The sequence below is a fragment of the Ramlibacter algicola genome, assembly GCF_016641735.1.
Classification (GTDB): Bacteria; Pseudomonadota; Gammaproteobacteria; order Burkholderiales; family Burkholderiaceae_C; genus Ramlibacter; species Ramlibacter algicola.
Genome location: NZ_JAEDAO010000001.1, coordinates 537,762 through 551,460 on the forward strand (window position 1 = coordinate 537,762; position 13,699 = coordinate 551,460).

The 13,699-nt window shown below is 70.6% G+C and carries 13 protein-coding genes; 10 read left to right on the forward strand and 3 right to left on the reverse strand.

The annotated features are described in order from the left end of the window. The first annotated feature begins 47 nt into the window (after positions 1 to 47). Positions 48 to 626, forward strand: coding sequence for a carboxymuconolactone decarboxylase family protein (locus tag I8E28_RS02640; RefSeq protein WP_200786295.1), 579 nt, complete (start codon positions 48 to 50; stop codon positions 624 to 626). On the opposite strand, the gene uvrA is transcribed toward I8E28_RS02640, so the two are convergent. After that, positions 610 to 3,588: an excinuclease ABC subunit UvrA gene (gene uvrA, locus I8E28_RS02645; protein ID WP_200786296.1), complete on the reverse strand. Its 2,979-nt coding sequence runs from the start codon at positions 3,586 to 3,588 to the stop codon at positions 610 to 612. The two genes, I8E28_RS02640 and uvrA, sit on opposite strands and share 17 nt — an antisense overlap. A 163-nt stretch (positions 3,589 to 3,751) precedes the next feature. On the opposite strand from uvrA, the gene I8E28_RS02650 reads away from it, so the two are divergent. The 4 genes from I8E28_RS02650 to I8E28_RS02665 are packed head-to-tail and all read left to right on the forward strand — an operon-like array spanning position 3,752 to position 6,654. Further along, positions 3,752 to 4,960, forward strand: a complete 1,209-nt coding sequence (locus I8E28_RS02650; protein WP_200790221.1) for an MFS transporter — start codon at positions 3,752 to 3,754, stop codon at positions 4,958 to 4,960. Between the two features lie 37 nt (positions 4,961 to 4,997). Continuing rightward, positions 4,998 to 5,489 (forward strand): single-stranded DNA-binding protein, encoded by a 492-nt coding sequence (gene ssb, locus I8E28_RS02655; protein ID WP_200786297.1) that lies wholly within the window; start codon positions 4,998 to 5,000, stop codon positions 5,487 to 5,489. A gap of 5 nt (positions 5,490 to 5,494) precedes the next feature. Then, the gene (locus I8E28_RS02660; RefSeq protein WP_200786298.1) at positions 5,495 to 5,941 is read left to right on the forward strand and encodes a hypothetical protein; all 447 of its coding nucleotides are present in this window, start codon (positions 5,495 to 5,497) and stop codon (positions 5,939 to 5,941) included. Between the two features lie 47 nt (positions 5,942 to 5,988). Further along, complete coding sequence (locus I8E28_RS02665; RefSeq protein WP_200786299.1) at positions 5,989 to 6,654, forward strand: hypothetical protein; 666 nt, start codon at positions 5,989 to 5,991, stop codon at positions 6,652 to 6,654. Here the strand turns inward: I8E28_RS02665 and mnmA are convergent. Further along, the gene (mnmA, locus tag I8E28_RS02670) at positions 6,651 to 7,781 is read right to left on the reverse strand and encodes a tRNA 2-thiouridine(34) synthase MnmA (protein WP_200786300.1); all 1,131 of its coding nucleotides are present in this window, start codon (positions 7,779 to 7,781) and stop codon (positions 6,651 to 6,653) included. The two genes, I8E28_RS02665 and mnmA, sit on opposite strands and share 4 nt — an antisense overlap. 87 nt (positions 7,782 to 7,868) lie before the next feature. Between mnmA and I8E28_RS02675 the strand changes: the two genes are divergently transcribed. The 5 genes from I8E28_RS02675 to I8E28_RS02695 are packed head-to-tail and all read left to right on the forward strand — an operon-like array spanning position 7,869 to position 13,183. Beyond that, entirely contained in the window at positions 7,869 to 8,807 is a 939-nt protein-coding gene (locus tag I8E28_RS02675) for a LysR family transcriptional regulator (RefSeq protein WP_200786301.1), read from the forward strand. Between the two features lie 58 nt (positions 8,808 to 8,865). Continuing rightward, positions 8,866 to 10,272, forward strand: a complete 1,407-nt coding sequence (tcuA, locus tag I8E28_RS02680) for an FAD-dependent tricarballylate dehydrogenase TcuA (RefSeq protein WP_200786302.1) — start codon at positions 8,866 to 8,868, stop codon at positions 10,270 to 10,272. After that, entirely contained in the window at positions 10,259 to 11,404 is a 1,146-nt protein-coding gene (tcuB, locus tag I8E28_RS02685; protein WP_200786303.1) for a tricarballylate utilization 4Fe-4S protein TcuB, read from the forward strand. Before tcuA ends, tcuB begins: the two co-directional genes overlap by 14 nt. An 11-nt stretch (positions 11,405 to 11,415) precedes the next feature. Continuing rightward, positions 11,416 to 12,198 carry a class II aldolase/adducin family protein gene (locus I8E28_RS02690; RefSeq protein WP_200786304.1) on the forward strand — a complete coding sequence of 261 codons (783 nt, stop codon included), beginning with the start codon at positions 11,416 to 11,418 and terminating at the stop codon, positions 12,196 to 12,198. Between the two features lie 25 nt (positions 12,199 to 12,223). Continuing rightward, complete coding sequence (locus I8E28_RS02695) at positions 12,224 to 13,183, forward strand: Bug family tripartite tricarboxylate transporter substrate binding protein (RefSeq protein WP_200786305.1); 960 nt, start codon at positions 12,224 to 12,226, stop codon at positions 13,181 to 13,183. A gap of 40 nt (positions 13,184 to 13,223) precedes the next feature. Here I8E28_RS02695 and I8E28_RS02700 read toward each other — a convergent pair whose 3' ends face one another. Further along, positions 13,224 to 13,694 (reverse strand): NUDIX hydrolase, encoded by a 471-nt coding sequence (locus I8E28_RS02700; RefSeq protein WP_200786306.1) that lies wholly within the window; start codon positions 13,692 to 13,694, stop codon positions 13,224 to 13,226. Positions 13,695 to 13,699: the final 5 nt, after the last annotated feature.

Consider the following 13,699-nt stretch of genomic DNA (forward strand, 5'->3'; position numbering starts at 1 on the left):
TCGCCGCTAGCATGGGTGCTTCTGAAACAGAAGCAATGGAGTTCTCCATGGAATCCACGCCCCGCATCGCCCCGGCCCAGGTGCCTTACACGCCGGCGGTCCAGGCCGCGATGGGCCAGCTGCTGCGCCCTGGCATGCCCGCGCCGCAGGTGTTCGCCACGGTCGCGCGCAACGAAGGCCTGTTCGCCTTCCTGGTCGACAGTGGCCTGCTCGGCCCGACCGGCCTGCTCGATCGCGGCGTGCTGGAGCGGCCGCTGCGTGAGTGCGTGATCCTGCGCACCTGCGTCGCGGCCCGCAACGACTACGAGTTCAACCTGCACGTGCAGACGATCTCGCGCCCCATGGGCTTGTCCGATGCGCAGATCGACGACGTCCGCCGCCCGGCACCGGTCGCGAACCTGTGGAATGCGCAGCAAGTGGCCGCGATGCGCCTGGTCGATGCGCTGGTCGCCTTGCGGGTCGACGATGACGTGTTCGCGCAGGCACGCAGCGAGTTCGACGAGCCGATGCTCATCGAGCTGACGCAGCTCGTGGGGCTGTACGTCGGCGTGGCGATGCAGGTGGCGCTCGCGCGGCCGGCGTACGACCGCTACCAGCCCGGCCCGCCGGTCACAGCAAGCGTTTGAGGTACTTGCCGGTGTGGCTGTCGGGGTTCGCCGCGACCTGCTCCGGCGTGCCGAAGGCCACCACGATGCCGCCGCCCGCGCCACCTTCGGGGCCCATGTCGATCACCCAGTCGGCGATCTTGATCACGTCCAGGTTGTGCTCGATGACGACGATGGTGTTGCCTGCGTCGCGCAGCTGGCGCAGCACGTTGAGCAGCAGGTCGGTGTCGGCGAAGTGCAGCCCGGTGGTGGGTTCGTCGAGGATGTAGAGCGTGCGGCCGGTGTCCCGCTTGGACAGCTCCAGTGCCAGCTTCACGCGCTGCGCCTCGCCGCCCGACAGCGTGGTGGCCGCCTGGCCCAGCTTGATGTACGACAGGCCGACGTCCAGCAGCGTCTGCAGCTTGCGCGCGATGGCCGGCTGCGCCTTCAGGAATTCGTGCGCGTCCTCGACCGTCATGTCCAGGATCTGCGCGATGTTGCGGCCCTTCCACTGGACTTCCAGCGTCTCGCGGTTGTAGCGCGCGCCCTTGCAGACGTCGCACGGCACGTAGACGTCCGGCAGGAAGTGCATCTCCACCTTCACCACGCCGTCGCCCTGGCAGGCTTCGCAGCGGCCGCCCGGCACGTTGAACGAGAAGCGGCCGGCGCCATAACCGCGTTCCTTCGCGGTCGGCGTCTCGGCCATCAGTTCGCGGATCGGCGTGAACAGGCCGGTGTAGGTGGCCGGGTTGCTGCGCGGCGTGCGGCCGATCGGCGACTGGTCGACGTTGATCACCTTGTCGAAGTACTCGATGCCGGCGATCTCGTCGTGCGGCGCCGGTTCCTCGTGCGCGCGATAGAGCTCGCGCGCCACCGCCGTATACAGCGTGTCGTTGACGAGCGTCGACTTGCCCGAGCCCGACACGCCCGTCACGCAGGTGAGCAGGCCGACCGGGAAGTCGACCGTCACGTCCTTCAGGTTGTTGCCGCGCGCCGCCGTGATGGTCAGCTTCTGCAGCTCGCCCGGCTTGCCGCCTTCGACCGGCAGCCAGGGCGTGCGCTGCTTCGGCACCGCGATCTTCAGCCGGCCCGACAGGTACTTGCCGGTGAGCGAGGCGTCGCTGGCCTCGATGTCGGCCGGCGTGCCCTGCGCCATGATCCGGCCGCCGTGCACGCCCGCGGCCGGCCCCATGTCCAGCACGTGGTCGGCGGCGCGGATCATGTCCTCGTCGTGCTCGACCACCAGCACGCTGTTGCCGATGTCGCGCAGGTGCTTCAGCGTGCCGATCAGGCGGTCGTTGTCCCGCTGGTGCAGGCCGATGCTCGGCTCGTCCAGCACGTACATCACGCCGGTCAGGCCCGATCCGATCTGGCTGGCCAGGCGGATGCGCTGCGCTTCGCCGCCGGACAGCGTGTCGGCGCTGCGTTCGAGGCTCAGGTAGTTCAGGCCGACGTCGTTGAGGAATTTCAGGCGCGCGGCGACCTCGCGCACCACCTTGTCGGCGATCTCGGCCTTGGCACCGTGCAATTGCAGCTGCTGGAAGTACTGCAGCGCCTCGCGCAGTGTCTCGTGCCCGATCTCGTGGATCGTGCGGGCCTGGCCGGCTTCGCCGATGCGCACATGGCGCGCTTCCGGGCGCAGCCGCGTACCCTGGCATTCGGGGCAGGGCTGCAGGCTGCGGTAGCGCGACAGCTCCTCGCGCACGGCCGCCGAGTCGGTTTCGCGGAAGCGCCGTTCCATGTTCGGGATCACGCCTTCCCACGGGTGCTTGCGCGTGACCTTCTTGCCGGCGAAGTTGCCCGACTCCATGACGTAATGGAACTTCAGGTCCTCCTCGCCCGATCCGTGCAGCACCGCGCGCTGCGCCGCCGGGTCCAGCTGCTCGAACGGCTCGTCGATGCTGAACTTGTAGTGCTTCGCCACGCTTTCCAGCAGGCTGAAGTAGTACGGGTTGCGGCGGTCCCAGCCCTTGATGGCGCCGGAGGCCAGCGACAGCGACGGGAAGCCCACCACGCGCGACGGGTCGAAGAAGTCGCGGTGGCCCAGGCCGTCGCAGGCCGGGCACGCCCCCACCGGCGAGTTGAACGAGAACAGCCGCGGCTCGAGCTCGGCGATCGAGTAGTGGCACACCGGGCAGGCGAACTTGGCGTTGAACAGGTGCTCCTCGCCGCTGTCCATTTCCAGCGCGATCGCGCGGCCGTCGGCCAGGCGCAGCGCGGCCTCGAAGCTCTCGGCCAGGCGCTGCTGCACTTCGGGGCGCACCTTCAGGCGGTCGATGACGACGTCGATGTCGTGCTTCTCGTTCTTCTTCAGCTTGGGCAGCGACTCGGCTTCGTAGGCCTTGCCGTTGATGCGGAAGCGCACGTAGCCCTGCGCCTGCATCTGCGCGAACACGTCCTCGAACTCGCCCTTGCGCTCGCGCGCGATCGGCGCCAGCACCATCAGCTTGGTGTCGGCGGGCAGCGCCAGCACGTGGTCGACCATCTGCGACACCGTCTGCGAGGTCAGCGGGATGTCGTGGTTGGGGCAGTAGGGCGTGCCGGCGCGCGCGAACAGCAGGCGCAGGTAGTCGTGGATCTCGGTGACGGTGCCCACCGTCGAGCGCGGGTTGTGGCTGGTGGCCTTCTGCTCGATGGAGATCGCCGGCGACAGGCCCTCGATCAGGTCCACGTCCGGCTTGTCCATCAGCTGCAGGAACTGCCGCGCGTACGCCGACAGGCTCTCGACGTAGCGGCGCTGGCCCTCGGCGTACAGCGTGTCGAAGGCGAGCGACGACTTGCCCGACCCCGACAAGCCGGTGATCACCACCAGCTGGTTGCGCGGCAGGTCGACGTCGACGTTCTTGAGGTTGTGCGTGCGCGCGCCGCGGATGGCGATGCGCTGCGCTTCGAGCGCACGGCCGAGGTAGCGGCCCTCCGCGCCGGATGCTTCGGCCGGGGCGTCCAGGAACTTGGCGTCGCGGGAGGAATTCACGTCGGGGGTTGCCTGAGGGGAACCAAGCATTATCCCCCGCCGGGCTGCCGCCCGGCCACTGCCTGGCTGGGCCGGGAACCCGAGTGCGCCGGGCCGGTGGCCCGGATGGCGGACAATCGCGGGCTTTCGCGCCCCTCCTGCCCCTGCCCCCGTGGCTTCGCTTTCCGGCTCCTCCCCCGTTCCGTCCGTGACCATGACGCCCGCCGAGCGCCGCGCCAGCGGCTCGCTCGCCGTCGTCTTCGCCGCCCGCATGCTCGGGCTGTTCCTCGTGCTGCCGGTATTCGCGCTGGAAGCGCGGCGGTATCCCGGCGGCGACGATGCCGGCCTGGTCGGGCTGGCCATGGGCATCTACGGCCTGACCCAGGGCGTCCTGCAGATCCCGTACGGGCTGGCCTCCGACCGCTTCGGCCGCAAGCGCGTGATCGTGCTGGGCCTGGCCGTGTTCGCCTTCGGCAGCTTCGTGGCCGCCTTCGCTTCCACGCTGAATGGGCTGGCGATCGGGCGCGCGCTGCAGGGCGCCGGCGCGGTGTCCGCCGCGGTGACGGCGCTGCTGGCCGACCTGACGCGCGACGAGGTGCGCACCAAGGCGATGGCGCTGGTGGGCGCCAGCATCGGGCTGACGTTCGCGCTGTCGCTGGTCGTCGCGCCCGCGGTGGCATCGAGCGTGGGCCTGGCGGGCCTGTTCGCCGCCACCGGCGTCCTGGCGCTGGCCTGCATGGCGGTGATCCGCTGGTGGGCGCCGGCCGAGCCGGTCGTGCACAAGAACGTGCCGCGCGGGCGGCTGTCCGAGGTGCTCGCGCATGGCCCGCTGCTGCGCCTGAACGCGGGCGTGTTCGTCTTGCACGCGGTGCAGCTGGCGATGTGGATGGCCGTCCCCGCGCTGCTGGTGCAAGCCGGCCTGCCCAAGGACAGCCACTGGATGGTCTACCTGCCGGCGGTGCTGGCGTCGTTCGTGGTGATGGGCGCGACGCTGTTCCCGCTGGAGCGCCGCGGCTACCTGCGCGCCGTGTTCCTGGCCGCGATCGGCGTCGTCGGCCTGGTGCAGCTCGCGCTGCTGGCGACCGCCAGCGCGCCCGGCCTGCTGGTGCTGGGGCTGCTGCTGTTCCTGTTCTTCTGCGGCTTCAACGTGCTGGAGGCCACCCAGCCCAGCCTGGCGTCGCGCATCGCGCCGCCGCACGCGCGCGGCGCCGCCCTGGGCGTCTACAACACCCTCCAATCGCTGGGCTTCTTCGCGGGTGGGGCGGTCGGCGGCTGGCTGGTGCAGCACGTTGGGATGCGGGGCCTGTTCGCCGCCTGCGCCGCCCTCATGGCGCTGTGGCTGGCGGTGGCCTGGCCGATGCGTGCCCCGGGGCGCACGCGCACGCCCGAGGACGCCCTGGCCGACGAGGCGCAGGCCACGTAGGCATTCATAATCGCCCCAGATTCAGAGGAACCCCGCCATGGCATCCGTCAACAAGGTCATCATCGTCGGCAACCTCGGGAAGGATCCCGAGATGCGCACCTTCCCCAGCGGCGGGCGGGTGTGCAACGTCACCATCGCCACCTCCGAGCGCTGGAAGGACAAGCAGAGCGGCGAGATGAAGGAGCACACCGAGTGGCACCGGGTGGTGTTCAACGACCGCCTGGCCGAGATCGCCGGCGAGTACCTGCGCAAGGGCTCGCAGGTCTACGTCGAGGGCAGCCTGCGCACCCGCAAGTGGACCGACCAGAGCGGCGCCGAGAAATACACCACCGAGATCCGCGCCGACGAGATGAAGATGCTCGGCAAGCGCGAAGGCATGGGCGGCGGCTCCTCGATGGACGGCGACGACGGTGGTGGCTACTCGCGCCCCCCGGCGCCTCGCGCCCCTGCGCCCGCGCCGCGCGCGCCGGCGGGCGGCAACAAGCCGTCGTCGGGCTTCGACGACATGGACGACGACATCCCGTTCTGAGCTTCGTGCGCCTGCCATCGCTCGCGCTGTCGGCGCTGCTGCTCGTCGCGGCGGCCCCGGCTGTCGCCGGTCCCGCCACCGACACCTTCCGCCGCTGCCTCGCCGAGCACACCAGTGCCGCCGAGCGCAAGCAGCTCGCGCGCTGGATGTGGCTGTCCATGGGCGAGCATCCGGAAGCCAAGGCGGTCGCGCCGCTGCAGCCCGGACTGCGCGCCAGCGCTGATGCGGCCATCGGCCAGCTGGTCACGCGCCTGATGGCCGACGACTGCGCCGCCGAAATGCGGTCCGCCGTCAGCATGGACGGCACCGCGGCCATCCGCTCCGCGTCGTCGGCGCTCGGCCAGATCGCCTTGCGCGAACTCGTGTCCGACCCGGCGGTGCAGAAGTCCATCGAGGCCTTCACCAACTCCATGGACGACAAGCGCCTGGACCAGGCCCTCAAGCCGCGCTGAGCCCCGCATCGTCCCTGCTCGGCGTCCAGGCGCCCTAGACTGCTGCGATGGCGCGCGGCATCGACTGGTCTTCCTGGCAATCGCTGGTCTCCACCTTGCTGGGCCTGGTCCTGGTGACGCTGGTGATGGTGGGCATCCGGCTGGTGGTCATGCAGACCATCCAGCGCAAGCGCGAGCGCGAGAACCGGCAGATCAATGAGCGGCTGAAGACGCTGATCGCCGCCTACAAGACGCTGGGCGGCTCGTTCACCGGCGATCTGGCGGTCGACCCCGCGCACCTGCGGGAGCTGGCGCAATCGGGCGAGCCGCTGCCCGCCTCGGACCGGCGCCGGCGCATCCGCGACGCCGTCGAAGCCGCCTTGTCCGACGTCATCCTGCTGGGCACGGCGGAACAGGTGGAGCTGGCCGTCGCCGCGGCGCAGGCGCTCGTGGCGGGCCAGCGCGTCGAGACCGCGGCGCTGGTGCGGTCGCTGCGCGTGCACATCCGCGAAGTGCTGGACCTCGATCCCTTGCCGGACCTGGCGATTCCCAGCCAGGGCCCTGCGCGGCCGGGCGGCTCCTCGGCGAAACGCAACGCCGGCGGCGACGCAAGAGGCGGCAGGGGAGGCGGAGGCGGTGGTGGCGGCGCCGCCGCGGGTGGCATGGGCACCGGTGCCGCGGGGATGTGGGCGCGCGAGCGTGCCGCCGGGCACGCCGACGACGCAGCGCCCTAGGCGCTCGCGTGGCGGGCGACGGTGGTCGGCGCCGAATCGATCACGCCGCCGCCCAGGCACACTTCGCCGTCATACAACACGGCCGACTGGCCGGGCGTCACGGCCCACTGGGCGTGCGGGAAGTCCAGGTGGAAGGCGCCGTTGGCCGCGGCCGCCAAGCGCGCGGGCGCATCGGCCTGGCGGTAGCGCGTCTTCGAGCCGTACTCGCCGGCCGCGGGCGCTGCACCCGCGATCCAGCTGGCGTCCTGCGCATCGAGAGCGGGCGACAGCAGCCAGGGATGGTCGTGGCCCTGCACCACCCACAGCGTGTTGGTGGCGACGTCCTTGCGCGCGACGAACCACGGCGCGTGCTCGCCGCCGCCGCGCTGGGCCCCCTTGGCCTTGACGCCGCCGATGCCCAGGCCCTGGCGCTGGCCCAGCGTGTAGAACGACAGCCCCTGGTGCTCGCCGATGACGCGGCCGCGCTCGTCGCGGATCGGGCCCGGCTCCTTGCGGATGTAGCGGTTGAGGAACTCGCGGAACGGCCGCTCGCCGATGAAGCAGATGCCGGTCGAGTCCTTCTTCTTCGCGTTCGGCAGGCCGATCTCGGTGGCGAGCCGCCGGACTTCCGTCTTGCGCAGTTCGCCGACGGGGAACAGCGACTTGGCCAGCTGCGCCTGCGACAGGCGGTGCAGGAAGTAGCTCTGGTCCTTGGTGTCGTCGAGGCCCTTGAGCAGCTCGAAGCGGCCGTCGACTTCGCGAACCCGCGCGTAGTGGCCGGTCGCGATCTTTTCCGCGCCCAGGCGCATCGCGTGGTCGAGGAACGCCTTGAACTTGATCTCGGCGTTGCACAGCACGTCCGGGTTGGGCGTGCGGCCGGCCTCGTACTCGCGCAGGAACTCGGCGAAGACGCGGTCCTTGTACTCGGCGGCGAAATTGACGTGCTCCAGCGGCACGCCGATCACGTCGGCGACGCTGGCGGCGTCGATGAAGTCCTGGCGCGACGAGCAGTACTCGTCATCGTCATCGTCCTCCCAGTTCTTCATGAAGATGGCGACGACGTCCCAGCCCTGCTGCTTGAGCAGCCACGCGCTGACCGCGGAGTCCACGCCCCCGCTCAAGCCGACGACGACGCGTTTGCTGCCCATGGGGTGATTATCCCGGGCCCGCGTTGTCCGCGCCGTGGTGGGGTCGGGCCGCCTCTTGCACGGGGACGACACAGTAGAGTCGGCCGCATGGAACTGCGCCAGCTGCGTTACTTCGTCCGCATCGTCGAACTGGGGAGCATCAGCCGCGCGGCGCTGGACCTCGAGCTGCAGCAGTCGGCCCTGAGCCAGCAGGTCGGGCGGCTGGAAGGCGAACTGGCGACGCGGCTCCTGCAGCGCAGCAGCAAGGGCGTGACGCCCACCGAGGCCGGCCTGGCCTTCTTCCGCGAAGCGCAGTTGGTGCTGCGGCACGCCGACCAGGCCGCGCGTGCAGCGCGGGAGGCGCGCCTGACGGGCAGCGTCACCGTCGGACTCGCGCCGACCACGGCGTCCGTGCTCGCCGTGCCGCTGATGCACGCCATGCGCAAGCGCCATCCCGACGTGCGGTTGCACATGGTCGAAAGCCTGTCCGGGCACCTGTCGCAGATGCTCAACGCGCGCCAGCTCGACCTGGCCGTGCTGTTCGACACCGACCCCGCGCGGCGCTGGAGCGTCACGCCGCTGCTGGCGGAAAAACTGTTCCTGATCCGCTCGCGCCAGGGATTGAAGGCGGATGCGCCCGCCCGCGTTCGCGTGAAGGACCTGCAGCGCGAGCCCTTGATCCTGCCCACCGGCCCGCACGGCTTGCGCAGCACCGTCGACGCCGCCTTCGCGCGCGCCAAGGTGCGCCCGCCGATCGCCGCGGAGATCGACTCGCTCGCCATGCTGATGGACGCCGTCGACCAGGGCTTCGGCGGAACCGTGCAACCGTGGGCCGCGATCGGCCGCTTTCCGGACGCGTTGCAGCGCTTCCACCTGGCGGAGATCACGGATGCGGGCGTGCGCCGCCTGAACTCGCTGTGCAGCCTCTCCGACGATGAGCTGTCGCCGGCGGCGCTTGCGGCGCGCGTGGTGCTCGCCGGTTGCGCGCGCGACCTGGTGCAGGCCGGTCGCTGGCAGGGGGCGCGCTTGAGCCATCACGAGCGCTGATACCCACCGGGGATTCACCTGCTTTCGCGGTCCTGCGCCGCCGCCTAGAGTCCGCCCGATGGTCGATGTGCTCGTGATTGGCGGCGGCAATGCCGCGCTGTGCGCCGCGCTGATGGCGCGCGAGGCCGGCGCCAGCGTGTTGCTGCTCGAAGCCTCGCCGCGCGAATGGCGCGGCGGCAATTCGCAGCACACGCGCAACCTGCGCTGCATGCACGACGCGCCGCAGGACGTGCTGGTCGACGCCTATCCCGAAGAGGAGTTCTGGCAGGACCTCTACAAGGTCACCGGCGGCAACACCGACGAGAAGCTGGCGCGGCTGGTGATCCGCGAGTCGGCCTCCTGCCGCGGCTGGATGCGCCGGCACGGCGTGCGCTTCCAGCCCTCGCTGGCCGGCACGCTGCACCTATCGCGCACCAACGCGTTCTTCATGGGCGGCGGCAAGGCGCTGGTCAACGCGTACTACCGCAGCGCCGAGCGGCTGGGCGTGCAGGTGCGCTACGACACGCCGGTGGATGGCCTCGAACTGCAGGACGGCCGCTTCGTCGCCGCGCGGTCGAAGGGCCAGCGCTTCGAGGCGCGCAGCTGCGTGCTGGCGGCCGGCGGCTTCGAATCCAACCTGCAGTGGCTGCGCGAGGCGTGGGGGCAGAACGAGCGAGGCGAGTGGCCGGCCGACAACTTCCTCATCCGCGGCACGCGCTTCAACCAGGGCGTGCTGCTCAAGGCCATGATGGACGCGGGCGCCGACGTCATCGGCGACCCGACGCAGGCGCACTGCGTGGCGATCGACGCCCGCGCTCCGCTGTACGACGGCGGCATCTGCACGCGCGTCGACGCCGTCTCGCTGGGCGTGATGGTCAACCGCGACGGCGTGCGCTTCCACGACGAGGGCGAGGACTTCTGGCCCAAGCGCTATGCGATCTGGGGGCGGCTGGTCGCCATGCAGCCGGGACAGGTCGGCTTCTGCATCATCGACAGCAAGGCGATCGGGCGCTTCATGCCGCCCGTGTTCCCCGGCGTGCGCGCCGATTCGTTGCCGGAACTGGCGCGCGCGTTGGACCTGCCGGAAGCCACATTCCTGAAGACGCTGGCCGACTACAACGCCGCCTGCCGGCCCGGCACCTTCGACCACACCGTGCTGGACGACTGCCGCACCGAAGGCCTGCAGCCGCCGAAGACGCATTGGGCGCTGCCGATCGACAAGCCGCCGTTCACCGGCTACGCGCTCAAGCCCGGCATCACCTTCACGTACCTCGGCCTGCGCACCGACGAGACGGCGGCGGTGCGCTTCGGCGGCGCGCCCAGCCCGAACCTGTTCGTCGCCGGCGAGATGATGGCGGGCAACGTGCTGGGCCGCGGCTATACGGCGGGTGTCGGCATGACCATCGGCACCGCGTTCGGCCGCATCGCCGGCACGCAGGCCGCGCGCGCCGCGGAGCCGGAGGAGGCCGCGCATGCGCACGCTTGACGCGCTGGTGGCGGACGCCATCGCCACCGCGGGCGCGACGACTCCGGAAGGCGAGGTCGCACGGCAGATGCAGATCTGCAATGCATGCCGCTACTGCGAGAGCTTCTGCGCCGTGTTCCCGGCGATGGCGCGGCGGCTCGAGTTCGCGACCGCCGATGTGCACTACCTGGCGAACCTGTGCCACAACTGCGGCGCCTGCCTGCACGCCTGCCAGTACGCGCCGCCGCACGAGTTCGCGGTCAACGTGCCGCGCGCGATGGCGCAGGTGCGGGTGCGCACCTACGCGCACTTCGCGTGGCCCGCGCCGCTCGGGCGCCTGTACGAGCACAACGGGCTGGCGGTGGCGCTGGCCACCGCGGGCGGGCTCGCGCTGTTCCTCGTGCTGGTGCTCGCGCTCACGGGCGGCCTGCTGCACGCGCCGCTCGCCGGCAACTTCTACGCGGTGCTGCCGCACGGCCTGATGGCCGGCCTGTTCGGCGTCGCCTTCGCCTACGCCGTCCTCGCGTTGGCCATCGGAACGGCGCGCTTCTGGCGCGAGATCACGCCGGGCACCCGCCGGCCGGGCGCCGGCGCGGAAGCCGCGCACAACGCCCTGGCGCTGACCTACCTCGGCGGCGGCCACGGCGACGGCTGCAACGAGGAGGACGACCGCTTCACGCTCGCGCGCCGTCGGTTCCACCACCTCACGTTCTACGGCTTCCTGCTGTGCTTCGCGTCGACATCCGTCGCCACGCTGATGCATTACGCCGGCCACCCGGCGCCGTATCCGCTCACCAGCGCACCGGTGCTCCTGGGCACTGCCGGTGGCATCGGCTTGCTCGTGGGACCGGCGGGCTTGCTGTGGCTGAACCTGCGCCGCCATCCGTTGCACGGCGATCCGGCGCAGCGACCGATGGACCGCGGCTTCATCGCGCTGCTGCTGCTCACCAGCGTGACGGGCCTGGCGCTGCTCGCATGGCGCGACACCGGCGCGATGGCCCTGTTGCTCGCCATGCACCTGGGCGTGGTGCTGGCGCTGTTCCTCACGCTGCCGTACGGCAAGTTCGCGCACGCGATGTACCGCTGCGCCGCGCTGCTGAAGTCCACGACCGAGAAACGCATGCCGAGCGCGCTGGCGCTGGGCAACGACTGAAGGAGTCCCGCATGCGCGCCGGCATCCTGTCCATCCCCTCGATGCAAGGCCGCTGCTCCGACGCCGAGTGGCAGGCCCGCATCGACCTCGCCGCGTGCTACCGGCTGGTCGATCTCTACGGCATGTCGGACATGATGGCCAACCACATCTCCATGCGCGTGCCGGGCGAGGACACCTTCCTGATCAACGCGTACGGGATGATGTACGAGGAGATCACGGCGTCGTCGCTGGTGAAGGTGGACCTGGCCGGCACCATCCTGGCCAAGCCGGACTTCGGCGCCCTGGACTACGACATCAACAAGGCGGGCTACGTGATCCACAGTGCCGTGCACGAGGCGCGCCCCGAGGTCGCCTGCGTGATCCACACGCACAGCTGGGCGTCGATGGCGGTGTCGGCGCTCGACTGCGGGCTGCTGCCGATCACGCAGACGGCGATGCGCTTCCTCAAGATCGGCTACCACGAGTACCAGGGCGTGGTGCTGGACGACAAGGAGAAGGCCTCGCTCGTCGCCGACCTGGACCAGGGCGAGGCGCTGATCCTGCGCAACCACGGCGCGCTGGTCGTCGGCCGCACCGTCGGCGAAGCCTTCAACTGGACGCACCGGCTCGAGCTGGCCTGCCGCTCGCAGATCGCCGCGATGTCCTGCAACAGCAAGCTGCGCGCGGTGCCGCAGCACGTGCTGGAAGAGACCTGGAACAACTACCAGCCCGGTACCCGCCGCCCCTACGGCGTGATGGAGTGGCCGGCGCTGCTGCGCAAGCTCGATCGACACGACCCCGGTTACCGGCAATGATCACGACCCCCAAGGAGACAAGCCCATGTTGATCCGTCGCACCCTGCTGCTGCTCGCCCTCGCGGCCGGCAGCCTCGCCCACGCCCAGACCTGGCCGCCGGCCAAGCCGGTGACGATGCTGGTGGGCTTCGCGCCCGGCGGCGCCGCCGACGCGTCCGCGCGCCTCATCGCCAGGAAGCTGCAGGACAACATCGGCCAGTCGGTCATCGTCGAGAACAAGGCCGGCGCCGGCGGCAACATCGCGCACCAGCAGGTGGCGCAGGGCCCGGGCGACGGCACCATGATCCTGCTCGGCTCGATCGGCCCGCTGACGATCGCGCCGCACATGATGAAGTTGCCCTACGACCCGTTCAAGGACCTCGCGCCCCTGAGCGGTGGCGTGTACTTCCCCAGCATCCTGGTGGTGAACGCGGCGACGGGCCCGAAGACGCTGGCCGAGTTCGTCGAGCTGGCGAAGAAGGCGCCCAACACCGTGAGCTACGCATCGACCGGCCCCGGCTCCGCGTCGCACCTGACCGGCGAGCTGTTCGGCAAGCGCATCGGCGCCGACATGCTGCACGTGCCCTACCGCGGCGGCTCGGCCGCCATGCCGGACCTGCTGGCCGGCCGCTTCACCGGCTACTTCGCCGCGCCGCCGACGGCGCTGCCGCACATCGAGGCCGGCAACGTCCGCGCGCTCGCGACCACCGGCGCCCAGCGCGCCATCGTGATGAGCGTGCCCACCGTCGCGGAGCAGGGCTACCCAGGCTTCGAGGCCCTGAACTGGTACGCGTTCGTCGCCTCGTCGAAGGTGCCGCCGGCCATCCTGGACCGCTGGAACCAGGAACTCGTGAAAGTGCTCAACGACCCGGAGATCAAGGCCGCGCTGGTCAAGCATGGCGTCACGCCGCACCCCACCAGCCGCACCGAGCTGGCCGACTTCATGAAGAAGGAATCGGACAAGTGGGGCGCCATCGTGCGCGAGCGCAAGATCAGCAGCGAGTGAGGCCGACATCGTGCGCCGGGCCCGGATCCAGGCCGACTGATCAGGCGGTCACGCTGGGGTCGGTGACGACCATGTCGAGCGGGTGGCGCTTGCCCGCCAGGTAGTCCTCGACGCACCGCAGCAGCAAGGGGCTGCGGTGCCGCGCCTGGCTGGCGCGGATCTCGTCGGGCGTCATCCACAGCGCGCGCACGATGCCGTCGTCCAGCTGGCGGGCCGGGTCGTGGTCACCCAGGCGGCCGCAGAACGCGAAGCGCAGGTAGGTGAAGTCGTCGCCGGGTTTGCGCACGCGCGACAGGTAGACGCCCACCAGGTGCGTCGGCTCGAAGGTGAACGCGGTTTCCTCCAGCACCTCGCGGGCGCAGGCATGCGGCAGCGATTCGCCCGGATCGAGGTGGCCCGCCGGGTTGTTGAGCTTGAGGCCGTCGCGCGTTTCCTCCTCGACCAGCAGGAAGCGGCCGTCCTGTTCGATGACGGCGGCGACGGTGACGCTCGGTTTCCAGCGGGTCGACATGGGCG